Genomic DNA, 14726 nt, shown 5'->3' on the forward strand with positions numbered 1-14726 from the left:
CTCATCCCGAGAAGGAGTTCTCGTGTACGACCTTCGAGACATCAAGATCATCGACACCGACACCCATGTCGTCGAGCCGCCGGACCTGTGGACCTCCCGCATGTCGAAGAAGTGGGGCGACCTCGTCCCGCACGTGCGCTGGGACGAGCAGCGCGGCGACGAGGCGTGGTTCGTCTCCGGCACCCGTATGAGTGCCGTCGGCTCGCCCGCGATGGCCGGCTGGCACGAGTACCCGCCGAACTGCCCGCCGCGCTTCGAGGACACCGATCCGCGCTCCTGGGATCCGGGCAAGCGACTGGCCCTGATGGACGACTACGGCATCCATGCCCAGATCCTGTACCCGAACGTCGCGGTCTTCAGCCAGAAGACCCTGCAGTCCAACGGATCCAACGAGCTCCAGCTCGAGTGCGTGCGCGCCTACAACGACTTCCTCACCGAGTGGGCGCAGTTCGCGCCCGGCCGTTACATCCCGGTCGGCATCCTGCCCTTCTGGGACATGGAGGCCACCCTCGCCGAGATCGACCGTATCGCCGCCGCCGGCCACAAGGGCCTGGTGTTCACGCAGAACCCGGCGGCCTTCGGCCTGCCGATGCTGACCGATCCCTACTGGGACCGGCTGTGGGCCTCGGCGCAGGAGAAGAAGCTGCCGATCAACTTCCACATCGCCTCGGGTGAGGTCGACCTGAGCGGCTTCGGGCACGAGAGCGTCGGCACGCACGCCAACTACGGCATGATGGGCATCTCCTTCTTCATGGACAACGCCCGTACGCTGTCGCAGCTCATCTTCGGTGGTATCTGCGACCGTTTCCCGGATCTGAAGTTCGTCTCCGTCGAGTCGGGTATCGGTTGGATGCCGTTCGCGCTCGAGGGCATGGACTGGCAGTGGAAGAACAGCGGCGTGCACAAGGAGCACCCGAACTACGAGCTGCTGCCCAGCGAGTACTTCAAGCGGCAGATCTACGGCTGCTTCTGGTTCGAGCAGGACTCGGCCCGCAGTGCGATCGAGCAGCTCGGCGCCGACAACATCCTCTACGAGACGGACTACCCGCATCCGACGTCGATGTCGCCCGGACCGGCGACCGACGCGGTCCGTCCCGACGACTACCTGCGCCGCAACTTCGCGCACCTGTCGGAGGAGGATGCCCGCAAGATCCTCCACGACAACGCCGCAGCGCTCTACAACCTGGACTGACGTCCTCGAATCCCAGGTGCCGGCCCGTATGCGACGGGCGGGCCGGCACCACGGTCCGCGGTGGGGTGCACGATCCGGCGTGGGTGACATGAATCTCCCTTGCTGCTGGACTGTGACGTAAATCTCCGTTAATATGCGTATGTTCCGAATGGATGCCGAGCGGGTAGTTCCTGCCACCGGCCGCGGACCGACCAGAAGCCCGACTGTCCTGCCCGGACGGTCTCAGCCAGTGGAGTATTCATGTCCCTCTCGGAATTCGAGACCCGCGCCCGGAACTGGGTGGTGGACACCCTGACCCGACTGGAGTTCACCGCCGTCGACGACGAGTTCGACGTCTCGGTCTTCCACGACCTCACCGAGGACGAGGAACGCGCCCTCCTCGACCGCCACCGCACCTGGCAGCGCGAGAAGTTCGACGCCGGCTACGGCGCTCTCGACTGGCCGCGCGAGTACGGCGGCGCGGAGGCGGGAACCGAGATCGCCGAGGCGTTCGCCCGGATCGACAACGAACTGTGCCCGCTCCCGCCGCACGAACTCGTCTCGGTCACCCTGCACCTCATCGCCCCCACCATCCGCCTCCTCGGCACCGACGAGCAGAAGCAGCGGTTCCTGCCTCGTATGCTCCGCGGCGAACTGCTCGCGTGCCAGCTCTTCTCCGAGCCCGACGCGGGGTCCGACCTCGCCGACCTCGGCACACGGGCCGTGCGTGACGGCGACGACTGGATCGTCTCCGGCCAGAAGGTGTGGACCTCGGGCGCACAGTTCGCCGAATGGGGTGAGCTCATCGCCCGTACCGATCCCGATCAGCCCAAGCACCAGGGCATGACGGCCTTCCTCGTCCCGCTCGACGCCCCCGGCGTCGAGATCCGCCCGATCCGGCAGATGTCCGGCGGCAGCAGCTTCAACGAGGTCTTCCTCGACAACGTCCGTATCCCCGACACGAACCGTCTCGGTGAGGTCGGCAAGGGATGGTCGGTCGCACTGACCACCCTGGCCTTCGAACGCGAGGGTGGATCGAACACCGCCAACGTCGGTGGGCAGTTCTCACAGCTCGTCGCCACCGCCCGCCGACTCGGCCGGGAGGACGACCCGCGGGTGCGTGAACAGCTGGCCCGCGTGTACCTGCGCCAGCAACTCGCCGCCGTCGACCTGCTGCGCGACCGGCAGGCACGCGAGGAAGGTGCCGCGCCCTCGGCGATCGGCTCCGTCCGCAAGATCCAATGGGTCGACAAGCTCACCGCCGTGTCGACCGCGGCGCGAACGATATTGGGCCGCAACCTGATCGCCGATACCGGAGTGCCCGGGACCTACGCCTGGAACGCCCACGTGCTCGGTGCGCCCGGCTACAGCATCGCCGGCGGTTCGGACCAGATCCAGCGCAACATCGTCGCCGAACGACTGCTGGGACTGCCCACCGAACCCCGGGCCGACCGGGGCCTGAGCTGGCGCGAAGGACGACAGCGCGCCCGCGAACGCGCCGGCTCGGCGCACTGAGAACTTCCCCCCTCGGCTCCGCCTCCCGACAGTCCCGGGATGTGCGGTCGCCGGACCCCGTCGGATCATCCCCCGAAAGGTCTGCCATGAGACTTGCGTCGTTTCGTCGCTCCCTCGCCGGAATCGGCATCGCCGCAGCAACCTTCGCTGCTGCCGCATGCGGTTCCGGTAGTGCCGCCGAGATCTCGGAAGAAGACCTCGGCCCAGCGGGTGACGGTGCCTGGGAGGAGGTGATCGAAGCAGCCAAGCAGGAGGGCTCGATCACCTACTTCACCGGCCAGGCGACGGACAACCTGCAGGAACTCGCCTCCCGCTTCGAATCCGTCTACGGCATCGACGTCGAGATCGTCCGCGACACCGACGCCAACCTCCAGACCAAGCTCGCGGCGGAAGCGGACACCGGCCGGCACACGGCCGACCTCATCGCGACCGCCTCCCGCCCCTGGGTGGACGAGAAGCTCGCCGAGGACTACTTCGTCCCGGTCACCGGTCCCGCCTTCGGCGCTCCCGAATTCGATCGCGAGAAGTTCCTGCGCGACGACGACCGGATCTTCGTCTCGTCCGCCGCCGTCCTCACCTACGGCTGGAACACCAGTCGTGTCCCGGACGGCATCGACGGCTACGAGGATCTGCTCGATCCTGCTCTCGCGGACGGCAAGATCGGGGTGATGCTCCCCGTGTCGTCGGCGGTCGTCGACTTCTACGACTACCTCGAGGAGACGGTCTCGCCGGACTACGTCGAACGTCTCGCAGCGCAGAAGCCCCGCACGTACCCGGGCGCGCAGGCCATGGCGCAGGCGCTCACCTCCGGTGAACTCGCCGCCACCGTCTACACCCTGCCGCTCACCGCGGAGAAGGAGGCCGGAGCTCCCGTCGAATCCGGCATGCCCTCGCCGGTGTTCGGCGCACCCTTCCTCACCGGGGTGCCGGCGACCGCGCCGCATCCCAACGCCGCGCAGCTGTTCGCGAACTTCCTGGTCACCAAGGCCGGTCAGGAGGCCGTCGCCAGCCGCGCCGGCGCAGTGCTGCCCGACATCCCCACGGCCGCGACCTCCGCGGACGGTATCTGGGTGAGTGGCCGGGTCGTCACCGCCGACGAGACCGAGGCGTTCCGTGCGGAGTTCACGGACATGTTCGGTTCCAGCCAGTAACCGCATCCCTGCCTGACACATCCCCAGCCACCACACCGGCGGGGAGCGCCCGTCGTACGGGCGCCCCCGTCCCTCCGGTGACCGTGACCGGTCCCGGACACGAGAGGAACGACGAAAGATGAAGGTCGGAGAACGTCTCAAGAGCCCCGTCTGCGGCGCCGAGGTCGTGGTCGTCCGCGTGGACGACGGCGTGACCGGCCCCCTGCTCTGCGGGGGAGCGCCGATGGCCGCCGATGCGGAGACCCCCGCGGCACCCGTGACCGATCCGGGGTTGCTCATCGGCAAGCGCTACGAGGGCGGAGGAGTCGAGGTGCTGTGCGTGCGGCCCGGCGCCGGCCCCCTGGCCGTCGGCGATGCGGTCCTCGCCGAGAAGCAGGCCCGTCCCCTCCCGTCCTCGGACTGAGCACACCCGGCACCCAGGAAAGGCGACACCATGATTCTCTCGAGCGCGGCCGGCGCCGAGGACACGGCGCTCCTCGTCGACACCATCCGGGCCGCCGTCGGCAGGACCGACCCCGCCGACGGACGATCCGAGCGGGTGTACCGCGACGGGCCCGTCGATCACGACCTGTGGTCGGTGCTCGGCCGCGAGGTCGGCGTCGGGGCCCTCGCCGTCCCGGAATCCTTCGGCGGCCTCGGCACCTCCTACGCCACGGTGGCGGCCGTCCTCGAAACCCTCGGGGCGGAACTGACCCGGGTCCCGGTGCTCGGCGGCGTCGTCGCCGCCGGCACGCTGGCCCGCTGCCCGGAACACCCGCTCGCCGGTGACCTGCTCACCGGGATCGCGGCCGGCACCCGGATCGTCGCCACTGTGATCCCCGGCGACGGCCTCGACTCCCCGGGAGAGGGGATCCTGCGGGCCGACGACACCGATGGAGCCGTAACCCTCACGGGAACAGTCCACTTCGTCCTCGACGCCGACATCGCCGACACCGTCCTGGTCCACGCCGTCGACCGGCGGGGAGCGCTGGGGCTGTACGCGGTCGAGCGCACGGACCTTCGGGTCGAGCGGATGGAGACCACCGACGCGACCCGCAGCCTCGCCCGTCTCGAGGCGGCCGCAGCCCCGGCGACCCTGCTCACCGACCGTCCCGAACCCGCCCGGGTCCGCGACCTGGCCCTGGTGGCCCTGGCCTGCGACAGCCTCGGTGTCGCCCGCGCCTGCCTGGACGCCGCGGTCGGCTACGCGAAGGAACGCATCCAGTTCGGTCGGCTCATCGGCGAGTTCCAGGCGATCAAGCACATGCTCGCCGAGGTGGCCGTCGCCGTCGAACTCGCCGACTCCGCGGTGGCCCACGCCGCCTGGGCGATCGAGGAGGGAACGGACCACGATCTCGCCGAGGCCGCCGCGATCGCCGCGCTGACCTGCGGGGACGCCGCAGGCCTGGCATCCGCCACCAACATCCAGGTGCACGGGGGCATCGGTTTCACCTGGGAACACACCGCACACCTCTACTACCGCCGGGCCCTGAGCTCGAGCGTGTTGTGGGGCACCGCCGACGATCACGCCCAGCGTCTGTATCGGCTCGCGACCGGTCGCTCGGACCGGGAAGGCGGCACCCCGTCCTCCGAACCCGCCCGCGAGGCGGCCACGGCCCTGTCCGCCACCGAGGCCTGATCCCCGCCGGTCAGAAAGTGAGTACACGATGTCCCACGTCTCGATACGCCAACTCCTGAAGAACTTCGACGGCAAGCCCCCGACGGTGGCCGTGGACCACCTCGACCTCGAGATCGAGGACGGCGAGTTCCTCGTGCTGCTGGGCCCCTCGGGCTGCGGCAAGACGACGACCCTCCGGTGCCTGGCGGGGCTCGAACAGCCCGCGAGCGGCTCGATCACCCTCGGCGACCAGGTGGTCTACGACGGAGCCCGCGGCGTGAACCTGCCGCCCGACAAGCGCTTCATCGGCATGGTCTTCCAGTCGTACGCCCTGTGGCCCCACATGACCGTGCGCAAGAACATCGCCTACCCGCTCAAGTCCCGCAAGCTCACCGACGCCCTCGCGAGCGGTCGCGTCGAGGAGACCGCCGCCCTCGTCGACTGCGAACGGCTGCTCGACCGGCTTCCCGCCGAACTGTCCGGCGGCCAGCAGCAGCGCGTCGCGCTGGCGCGCGGCCTCGTCTCCCACCCCGACCTCGTGCTGTTCGACGAACCGCTGAGCAATCTCGACGCGCGGCTGCGCGACCAGGTCCGGGCGGAACTGCACGACCTGCACCAGCGCAAGCCGTTCACCGCCGTGTTCGTCACCCACGACCAGAGCGAGGCGCTGGCGCTGGGCACCCGGATGGCCATCATGCGCGCCGGCCGCATCGTCCAGATCGGGCCGCCGCGCGAGGTCTTCGAGGAGCCCGTCGACGAGTACGTCGCCGGCTTCACCGGCATGTCCAACCGGCTGCCTTGCGAATACGTCGACGGACGGTGGTACGCGCTGGGCACCGAGATCCACGGAACCCAACCGGGGACGGTCGCCGCCGGCGAGTTCGTCCTGCGCCTGCGCCCCGAGAAGATCCGTCTGGTGACCGACGTCGCAGACCTGCTGCCCGGCGAGGCCGGTGTCGCCGTGACCGTCGACGACGTCGAGTACGGCGGCCTGCACTTCGACGTCATGTGCTCGGTGGTCGGCGACGGTGCGGTGCGCCGCCAGCTGCACGCCCGGATCCCGACCTTCGATTCGGCGCGCACGCCCCGCACGGTGAACCGCGGCGCGACGATGATCTTCGCGTTCGATCCGCGCGACGCCCGCACCTTCGACACCGACGGCAACGCGCTGGCCGTGCCGCAGCAGGCGCTGACCGGCGCTCTGGTGGGGTGAGGGCGGACATGGCTGTCATGACACTGCCGACCCGTGAAGTCGGCGAGGCCCCCACGAGCGTTCCCCGCGGCCTGCAGAACGAGGCGGTGCGGGTCGTGGCCCGACGCCTCGGCGTCATTGCCTTCGTGGCGCTGCTCGGCTATCTCGTCGTGCTGCCGGTAGTTCGGCTGCAGGCGACCGCCTTCGAGGACGGCGCCGCCGGTTACAGCCGGGCCTTCGGGCTGCCGCGCATCGGCCAGATCCTGTGGAACACCGTCGGTCTGGCGTTCGGATCGCTGGTCATCGCGATGGTGCTCGGCACCGCCCTGGCATGGGCGGCGAACCGGCTGCCCCGGCGGCTCGCGGTGCTGCAGATCCTGCCGATCCTGCCGATCGTGATCCCCGCCGTCGCCGCCATCGTCGGCTGGGCGTTCCTGCTCTCCCCGCGCCCGGGCTACCTCAACGCGATGCTGCGGAACCTGCCGTGGTGGTCGCACCTCGAGGAGGGCCCGATCGACATCTACTCCATCCAGTGGATCGTCATCATCACCGGTTTCTCCCTGAGCTCGTTCGTGTACATGTTCGTCCGGTCCGGGTTCGAGAACATCAACTCCGAGATGATCGAGGCGGCGCAGGTCTCGGGCCTGCCGGAATGGAAGGTCTTCTTCAAGATCACCCTTCCGCTGCTGCGGCCCACCCTGATCTACGGCGCGGGCGTCGCCCTGCTGCTCGGCCTCGGCCAGTTCACCGGGCCGTTGCTGCTCGGCACCAACACCGGCGTCAGCGTGCTGACCACGGAGATGTACTTCCAGATCAGCGATTCGCCGGCGCAGTTCGCCACCGCCGCGGCCCTCGGCTCCCCGCTGCTGATCGTCGGGATCGTCGTGGTCTTCGCCCAGAAGGCCCTGCTCGGCAACCAGCGCCGTTTCGTCACCCACGGCGGTAAGGCGTTCCGCTCCCAGGGGCGCCCCTCGAAGACCGGTGTGGCGATCATCCTGCTGTTCTCGTTGCTGTCGACGGTGCTGCCGCTGCTCGCGCTGGTGTTCGTCGCCCTGTCGCGGTACTGGAGCGGGACGATCACGTTCTCGGCGTTGTCCTTCGACAACTTCCGGACCATCTTCTCCGGTTCGGCCGTGCCCGCGGCCGTGAGCAACAGCGTGATGTTCTCCCTGGTCGCCATGGCGATCGTGCTGCCACTCGGATTCGTGGCCGCGAACCTCATCGTCCGCGGTACGCGGTACCCGATCCTGCGGGTCGTCGCCGACGTCCTCGTCTCGATGCCGCTCGGTGTGCCCGCGGTGATCTTCGGTGCGGCCTTCCTGCTCACCTACACCCGCGGACCGCTGGTGCTCTACGGCACCCCGTGGGTGGTGATCCTGGTGTACGTCACGCTGATGCTGCCGTTCGCGACCCGCATGCAGCTGTCGTCGATGCTCGCCCTGGGCGACACCTATCTCGAGGCCTCCCGGGTCAGTGGCGCCGGCTTCGTCGCGACCAACGTCAAGATCCTGCTGCCGCTGATGCGGGGCAGCCTCGGCGGCACCGCGGCACTGCTGTTCGTGCTGCTCACCCACGAGTTCACCGCGTCGCTGCTGGTGCGGGCCTCGCAGACCCAGGTGATGGGCACCATCTTGTTCGAGTACTGGTCCAACGGCGGATACCCGCTCGTCGCCGCCGTCGCCCTGGTCATGACCGGGGTCACCGCGGTCGGTGTCGCCGCCGCGATGCTGGTCGGCGGGGCCGACGCCCTCAGCAAGATGTGACGACCGCCGGGCGTCGAGCCCGGTACCGACCCGCGCTGTGCCCGGCGGCGACCCGTTCGCCACCGGGCACAGCGCCCGTTGACCCCCATCGACCACAGGGCGCCGCCCTGTTCGCCGGCCGGCGCCGGCGCGGAGGAAAGGACAATCCATGACCCACGAGACCGGACCGGAACACCTCCGGGACGCGGGCGCCGTCGTCACCGGTGCCGGGCACGGCATCGGCCGGGCCCTCGCGCACCGGCTCGCCCGGGCCGGAGCTCGGGTCGTCGTCAACGACCTCGACGCCGAGGCCTGCACGCGGGTCGCCGAGGAGATCGGTGGGATCGCGGCCCCGGGCGACGCCGCCGGGGAGGACGGCGTCGCCGATCTCGTCGCCCGCGCGCAGGCCGCGCTGGGTGCGGTGGACATCTGGTTCGCCAACGCCGGCGTCGAGACGGGGGCGGCCGAGACCGAGGCGGCCTGGCAGCTGTCCTGGGACGTCAACGTCATGGGGCACGTCCGGGCGGCCCGGCTGCTGCTGCCGGAATGGCTCGAGCGGGGCCGTGGCCGGTTCGTGGCGACGGCGTCGGCGGCGGGACTGCTCACGATGCTGGGATCCCCGGCCTACTCGGTGACCAAGCATGCGGCCGTCGCCCACGCCGAGTGGCTCGCCGCCACCTACGGGGACAAGGGTGTGATCGTGCAGTGCCTGTGCCCGCAGGGTGTGGCGACGGATCTGCTGCCGACCGACGCCGCGGGGCGGGTGATCTTCGAATCGGGGGTGATCACCCCCGAGCAGGTCGCCGACGAGGTGCTGCGCGCACTCGCGGACGACCGGTTCCTGATCCTGCCGCACCCCGAGGTCGCCGACTACTACGCGGGGCGGGCGGCGGATACCGAACGGTGGTTGCGGGGGATGCGCCGGATCCAGCGGCGCATCGAGGAGGCCCGACAGCTCGACACGGTCAGCTGAGCAGCGCGTTCCCCGCTCCGCACACCGCGACCGCCCACAGCACCGAGGTGGAGGTGCCGATGATGAACTGCTCGGAGGCGTTCGGGTTGCGCAGTTCCGGATACCGGGCCAGGCCCTTGACCGCCATGACGACGGCGATGCCCTCCGGCCACCCCGCGAGGATCGAGGCGGCGACGGCGCCGCGTTCGAGCGCGCCGATGACCCGGCCGCCGCGCAGCGGGCCGGGCGGGGGAGAGGGCTCGGGTCCGGCGTCCGGCTGACGGCGGGCGATCCGGAACGCCACGAGCACGGCCGGGCCACCGCCGGTGATCGCGGCCAGGGCGGTGAGGACGAGGGTCGCGGCGAGCGCGACACCGTGCACGGGTGCGACGGCCGTCGCGGCCAGTGCCGCACCGGCGAGCCCGGCGACGCTCAGTCCCGCACCCGGCCACAGCAGCGCCGGCCGCAACGCGAGCAGGGGTGCGAGGGCGGCGGTGGCCAGGCACAGCAGCGCGAGAACGGTCACCGATCGGCCCTTTCCAGGAGACGGCGCGCGAGTTCGCGCCCGGCGACCTCGGCCTGCCAGGCGGCGGTGGTCAGCCGCTGGGACACCGCCTGGCGGCTGATGCCCAGGCGTTCGGCGATCCCGGCCTGCGACAGGCCTTCGCGGGCGAGGTCGACGGCCTCGTGCCCCTGGGCGGAGCGACGCAGCACGAGGGTGGCGAGCAATGTCAGGGCGGCGTCGGCGTCGCCGGCCGCGTCGCTGTCCGCCCCGTCGACGGCGACCCGGCCCGGCGCGTTCTTGGCGCGTTCGACGGCGCTGCGGGCGTGTTCGAAGGCGCGGCCGCGCCCGGCCCGGGTCTGCTCCGGGAGGGGGTGTTCGACGGGGCCGACGCCGACACCGATGCTCCAGTGTTCGCGACGCAGCAGGTCGAGGACGAGATCGACGACCACCACCGGATCGTCGGTGACGGCCTGGATCTCGTCGCCCGCGGTGCGTTCGAAGGGGCGCAGCAGCGGGGCGTCGCGCAGGTCGGTGAGCAGATCCGCGACGCGGTCGACGTCGCGACGGCTGTCTCGCTGGTCGACGGTCAGCACGAACATCCGTCAAGTCTGAATACTTGATCGGAAGAATGCAAGTCTCCGAGCTTGCAGAGAGGTCAGTGGGCCTGCTCGTTGCCGACCATCTCGTGGTGGGCGGTGATCGCCTCGACGACATCCCCCTCGTAGGTCATCCGCTTCGCCAGGATCAGGCGCAACGCCGAGGGCAGCCCCGGAGCGAACTTCTTGAAATAGGCCCGCAGCCATTCCGGGCGGCCCATGAGGAACGGGAAGTCCGTCGTCATCATGTTGCGCGCGACCAGCATCGGAAGCGGGGCGTCGAGTGGGTGGAAGTCGTGGTTCCACAGTCCCGGCTGGGAGCATCCGGGATAGAACTGGCCGAGCATGCATCCGCGTTCGACGAACCGCGACTTGCAGCCGGCGTGCACCTCGTCGATCACGGTGAAGTCCGTGAGATCGGGCAGCACGGTGGCCAGTGCTTTCAGAGTGCGGTCCCTGTCGTCCTCGTCGACCAGGCGGAGGTAGAGATCGTACTGGTCGGCCACGATGGTGGTCAGCGTGCCGGCGTCGACGTGGGCTCCGTGCACGAACGCCACGCCGAAGAGGTGCTTCTCGACGGAAGGGCGCACGAAGGGGCACACGGGTCCGGCGCGACCGAGGTCCGGGTGGGGTTCGACGAGATAGCCACCGATCCACGCTCGCAGCACCTGCGCGCTCGCTTCGTGTGAGTGGTCGGGGAGGTCTCCGAAGAGGTCCGCCCAGACCGTGCCCGACCGGGGCCCCACATGTCTCTGCATCGACATGTCGGCATCCTTGTTTCCGTGGAGGGAAAGATGGAAACTATTGACGAATCCCCCTGTCGAAGCGATCGGATCGACGCGAGCGGGTAAAGAATCCTTTCAGGAATGTTTTGCTCGTCGATTGGACTTCGAAGTCCTGAATCGAGCATATCCCGGACCGTGGGTTCGCTCCATATCCGAAAACGAACTCTAGCCTCAATCTTTCGCGCGGACCGCGTGCCGGCCTGAGCGGTCTCGGATTGGGTGTGGAAACCGGGCTCTTCGCACTTGGTAGGGGCGGGTGTCGATCGACGCCGTTGCCGTGTCGGTGATTGAAAAAGGGCCCGCGCCCTTGTGAGCTGGGTGTTCTCAGGCATCCAGGACAGCAAGGAACGCGGGCATGCACCACGGTAGTTCATTGCTGCTCGATCTCGACGGCGTCATCGTCGAATCGGTGCAGCGCACGGTCGAGGGCAGCCGGATCGTGCAGATCGCGACGGCCCCACAGTGGGTCGGGGTGTGCCCGCAGTGCGGGCAGAAGTCCACGCGTTCGAAGGGCTGGGTCACCACCAGACCGCGGGACGTGCAGGTCGGACCCGACCGTCCACTGCTGGTGTGGCGGAAACGGAAATGGTTGTGCACCAATAGCGCCTGTGACCGTAAGGTGTTCACCGAGTCGACGCCGGGGGTGCCGTCCCGGGCACGGGTCACGCCACGAGCGAAGGCGCTGCTGGTCGAGGCGGTCCTCGACGGGGACCGGTCGGTCGCCGCGGTCGCGGGCGACTACGGGTGCGCCGGGCACACCGTCCACGGCCACCTCGTCGTGGTCGCCGACGCCGCCCTGGCCGGCGAACCCGAACCGGTGGTCGTCCTCGGGATCGATGAAACCCGCCGCGGGAAGGCGAAATGGGAAACCGATCCGGACACCGGTGTGCGGTCGTGGGTGGACCGGTGGGACACCGGACTGGTCGACCTGACCGGCGATCAAGGGTTGCTGGCGCAGGTCAACGGACGCACCTCCGCCGTGGTGATCGACTGGTTCGACGCCCGCGACGAGACGTGGAAGGCACAGATCACCCATGTCGCGATCGACATGTCGACGGTGTACGCAAAGGCGGTGCGCGAGGCACTGCCGCACGCACAACTGGTGGTGGACCGGTTCCACCTGGTCAAGAAGGCCAACGAGATGGTCGATACCGTCCGGCGCAGGGTCACCCAGGCCGAGCGGGGTCGGCGCGGCCGCAAGAGCGATGTCGAATGGATCAATCGACGACGGTTGTTGAGGGCCTCCGAACGCCTGACCAACGAACAACGATCGGCCCTGTTCGAGAAGCTGACCTCCGCCGACCCGCACGGGGACATCGCCGCCGCATGGATCGTCAAAGAACTACTGCGCGATGTGTTGCGCTGCACCGACCGTGGTGGCCTTCGCCATGAAATCCGGGACAGACTGTACCGGTTCTACACGTTCTGCGCGGCATGCCGGGTCCCGGAGATCGGCAAGCTGGCGACGACCATCTCGGCGTGGCAGGAACCGATGATCCTGGCGATCACCACCGGCCTGTCGAATGCGCGCAGTGAAGGCTACAACCGGATCGTCAAGCACGTCGGCCGCATCGCGTTCGGATTCCGTACCCCGGAGAACCAACGCCGCCGGGTACGCTGGGCCTGCACTCGACGGTCACGTCGGGTCGCACCCAGCCGGCACCAGTACCACTGCTAACTGCGAAGAGCCGGAAACCGTGGATCCGGCGTGCATCCACGGTCGACTGCCCGACACGGTCGGGTGGCGTCGGGGTCCACGGCCCCGGAAATCGTGTCCTTTCGTCTCGATGAAACTGGTACATGCAGGTCACGCAGGCGCAGGTAGCGCTGCGAGCCGGTTCAGGCTGGCCACGAGAAGATCGACATCCGGAGCTGTCGCAGCCAGTCGCAGACGAACACGGCGGGCATGCCGGGCGATCTTCCCGGCGATCGACAGCAACCGCAGCCGCAGCCGTTTCGGTTCCCACCGCCGCGCTGGAACCTCGGTCAAGGCGAGCATCTGCATCCACGCGAGCAGCTCGCATGCCAGTTGCACGAGCGCCAACCAGATGCGGTTCTGGTCGAAACCGTGCAACGGAAGATTCTGCAAGCCGGTGGCTTTCGCTGCCCGGATCCGGTCCTCGCACCGAGCCCGTCGCCGATGCCGCAACTCCAGATCTGGCAGCTGACCGCGGCGGGTGTTCGTCACGAACGCGGTCAGGCGTAGGCCGTCGCGGTCGGTGAACCGCAACTGCGCACCGGGGTGTGGGCGCTCCTTCCGGACGATCACCCGCATGCCTTTCGGCCAGGTGGACAGGTCGAGTAGGTCGGTGATCTCGGTGATCCAGGCACCGTCGCGGACCTGCCCGTCGGCGTCGTAGGCCGGGGTCCATGCCTGTTCCGGAACCAGATCGATCGCGTCGGCGTGGGCGTCGGTCAACCCGAATCCGATCGAGTACGATAGGCGACGCTTGGTGAGGTACTCGATCAGGTGGTGGGTACCGCCGGCGCCGTCGATACGGACCAGTACCTTCTTCCCGACCCGGTATGCCGGGTCGAGCGGCAACTGTGCGAGTGCGTCCTGCACCACGGTGATGTGATCGGAGGCGGTGTTCGATCCCGAGTTACCCGGCCGCAGCAGCATCGCGACGGGTTCACCGGTACCGCCGGTGCCGTGGTCGACGAACGCGCACAACGGATGGAAACCGAACCCTCGCTTGAACGTCGGGGCGGCCTGTTCCTTCTCGGAATGCGCGGTGACCAGGGTGGCATCGATGTCGAGGACCAGCGGATGCGCTTCGTCGATGGCATGGTCGGGAGCCGATGTGCCGGCAGCGGCCCAGGCGTGGGAGCGGGCGGTGGCGCGGCCGGTCGATCGCGGCCAGTGCGGTGTCGGTGTCGGCGGCCAACCTGCTGATCAGGCGGGAGACGGTCGGGTCGGAGGCCACCGCACCGAACAGTTCGGGGTGAGCGCGCAGTTGTGCGATGTCGGCGAGGCAGTCCCCACCGAGTGCGAGGGATACCGCGAGGTCGAGGACGATCTTGCCGGGATCGTGTCGGGTCAACGGCTTTCGATACGGTGCGAGTTCGGTCGTCAATGCCGTGGCAAGTCCGGTTTTCTCCGCGGTGCGCAGCAGCAGGACGGCTCCGGCATGCGACACGAGGCCGGTTCCGGTGGCTGATGCGGACAGGTGGGGATAGGGGGACGTAGACTTGCTCACCGGAATGGTGCTCCTCGAACTGGGACTGATTCAACCTTCGCAAGTCGAATTATCCCAGCTCAGAGCATCATTCTTCGTGATTGACACGGGTTTCCGCTCAATCGGCATGAATGCCCGAGGCTAGGGTTTTGCTGAGAATGTTCCGATTGCCGGGATCAGTCGTCCGGTGCGGCGACTCCCTGCGGATTCCATTCCGCCCCAAGGCATTGCGGAAGAGCGGTTTCCGAACCTAGGCTGACGCATGTATTCCTGTGGTGATGTCGATCCGGAATCCGGGAAAGTTGTACGAGCGCGCAATTCTCACCGGCACCGGCCGCGTC

General features: G+C 68.8%; 11 protein-coding genes and 2 pseudogenes. 9 read left to right on the plus strand and 4 right to left on the minus strand.

The genetic code is table 11. The features are described 5' to 3' along the window. The first annotated feature begins 22 nt into the window (after window positions 1–22). The 8 genes from OED52_RS10140 to OED52_RS10175 all read left to right on the plus strand — a co-directional run bounded on the left by OED52_RS10140 (window position 23) and on the right by OED52_RS10175 (window position 9341). The gene (locus tag OED52_RS10140) at window positions 23–1192 is read left to right on the plus strand and encodes an amidohydrolase family protein (RefSeq protein ID WP_264154496.1); all 1170 of its coding nucleotides are present in this window, start codon (window positions 23–25) and stop codon (window positions 1190–1192) included. Window positions 1193–1432: 240 nt separating this feature from the next. Then, window positions 1433–2686, plus strand: coding sequence for an acyl-CoA dehydrogenase family protein (locus OED52_RS10145; protein ID WP_264154497.1), 1254 nt, complete (start codon window positions 1433–1435; stop codon window positions 2684–2686). Window positions 2687–2772: 86 nt separating this feature from the next. Next, window positions 2773–3837 carry an ABC transporter substrate-binding protein gene (locus tag OED52_RS10150; protein WP_264154498.1) on the plus strand — a complete coding sequence of 355 codons (1065 nt, stop codon included), beginning with the start codon at window positions 2773–2775 and terminating at the stop codon, window positions 3835–3837. A 118-nt stretch (window positions 3838–3955) separates the two neighbouring features. Next, complete coding sequence (locus tag OED52_RS10155) at window positions 3956–4240, plus strand: hypothetical protein (protein WP_264154499.1); 285 nt, start codon at window positions 3956–3958, stop codon at window positions 4238–4240. 30 nt (window positions 4241–4270) lie between these two features. Then, window positions 4271–5455: an acyl-CoA dehydrogenase family protein gene (locus tag OED52_RS10160; RefSeq protein WP_264154500.1), complete on the plus strand. Its 1185-nt coding sequence runs from the start codon at window positions 4271–4273 to the stop codon at window positions 5453–5455. Window positions 5456–5483: 28 nt separating this feature from the next. Further along, the gene (locus OED52_RS10165; RefSeq protein ID WP_264154501.1) at window positions 5484–6647 is read left to right on the plus strand and encodes an ABC transporter ATP-binding protein; all 1164 of its coding nucleotides are present in this window, start codon (window positions 5484–5486) and stop codon (window positions 6645–6647) included. A gap of 8 nt (window positions 6648–6655) precedes the next feature. Continuing rightward, window positions 6656–8389, plus strand: coding sequence for an ABC transporter permease (locus OED52_RS10170; protein WP_264154502.1), 1734 nt, complete (start codon window positions 6656–6658; stop codon window positions 8387–8389). Window positions 8390–8537: 148 nt separating this feature from the next. After that, window positions 8538–9341, plus strand: a complete 804-nt coding sequence (locus OED52_RS10175) for an SDR family oxidoreductase (RefSeq protein WP_264154503.1) — start codon at window positions 8538–8540, stop codon at window positions 9339–9341. On the opposite strand, the gene OED52_RS10180 is transcribed toward OED52_RS10175, so the two are convergent. From OED52_RS10180 to OED52_RS10190, 3 genes are read right to left on the minus strand one after another with little or no spacing between them, the layout of a single operon-like run. Continuing rightward, window positions 9334–9846, minus strand: a complete 513-nt coding sequence (locus OED52_RS10180; RefSeq protein ID WP_264154504.1) for a hypothetical protein — start codon at window positions 9844–9846, stop codon at window positions 9334–9336. The two genes, OED52_RS10175 and OED52_RS10180, sit on opposite strands and share 8 nt — an antisense overlap. Further along, window positions 9843–10424 carry a sigma factor-like helix-turn-helix DNA-binding protein gene (locus OED52_RS10185; RefSeq protein ID WP_264154505.1) on the minus strand — a complete coding sequence of 194 codons (582 nt, stop codon included), beginning with the start codon at window positions 10422–10424 and terminating at the stop codon, window positions 9843–9845. The genes OED52_RS10180 and OED52_RS10185 overlap by 4 nt, the downstream gene beginning before the upstream one ends. Window positions 10425–10480: 56 nt before the next feature. After that, entirely contained in the window at window positions 10481–11185 is a 705-nt protein-coding gene (locus OED52_RS10190; protein WP_264154506.1) for a DUF6875 domain-containing protein, read from the minus strand. Window positions 11186–11515: 330 nt separating this feature from the next. Between OED52_RS10190 and OED52_RS10195 the strand changes: the two are divergent. Then, window positions 11516–12884, plus strand: a pseudogene (locus OED52_RS10195) (ISL3 family transposase). Between the two features lie 129 nt (window positions 12885–13013). Here the strand turns inward: OED52_RS10195 and OED52_RS10200 are convergent. After that, window positions 13014–14406: pseudogene (locus OED52_RS10200) on the minus strand (IS1380 family transposase). Between the last annotated feature and the right edge of the window lie 320 nt (window positions 14407–14726).

This window comes from Rhodococcus sp. Z13 (assembly GCF_025837095.1).
In the GTDB taxonomy this organism is placed as follows: domain Bacteria; phylum Actinomycetota; class Actinomycetes; order Mycobacteriales; family Mycobacteriaceae; genus Rhodococcus; species Rhodococcus sacchari.

Coding starts and splice junctions, on each gene's coding strand:
- OED52_RS10145 (WP_264154497.1), top strand. CDS start 1,433: ATGTCCCTCTCGGAATTCGAGACCCGCGCCCGGAACTGGGTGGTGGAC.
- OED52_RS10150 (WP_264154498.1), top strand. CDS start 2,773: ATGAGACTTGCGTCGTTTCGTCGCTCCCTCGCCGGAATCGGCATCGCC.
- OED52_RS10155 (WP_264154499.1), top strand. CDS start 3,956: ATGAAGGTCGGAGAACGTCTCAAGAGCCCCGTCTGCGGCGCCGAGGTC.
- OED52_RS10160 (WP_264154500.1), top strand. CDS start 4,271: ATGATTCTCTCGAGCGCGGCCGGCGCCGAGGACACGGCGCTCCTCGTC.
- OED52_RS10165 (WP_264154501.1), top strand. CDS start 5,484: ATGTCCCACGTCTCGATACGCCAACTCCTGAAGAACTTCGACGGCAAG.
- OED52_RS10170 (WP_264154502.1), top strand. CDS start 6,656: ATGGCTGTCATGACACTGCCGACCCGTGAAGTCGGCGAGGCCCCCACG.
- OED52_RS10175 (WP_264154503.1), top strand. CDS start 8,538: ATGACCCACGAGACCGGACCGGAACACCTCCGGGACGCGGGCGCCGTC.
- OED52_RS10185 (WP_264154505.1), bottom strand. CDS start 10,424: ATGTTCGTGCTGACCGTCGACCAGCGAGACAGCCGTCGCGACGTCGAC.
- OED52_RS10190 (WP_264154506.1), bottom strand. CDS start 11,185: ATGTCGATGCAGAGACATGTGGGGCCCCGGTCGGGCACGGTCTGGGCG.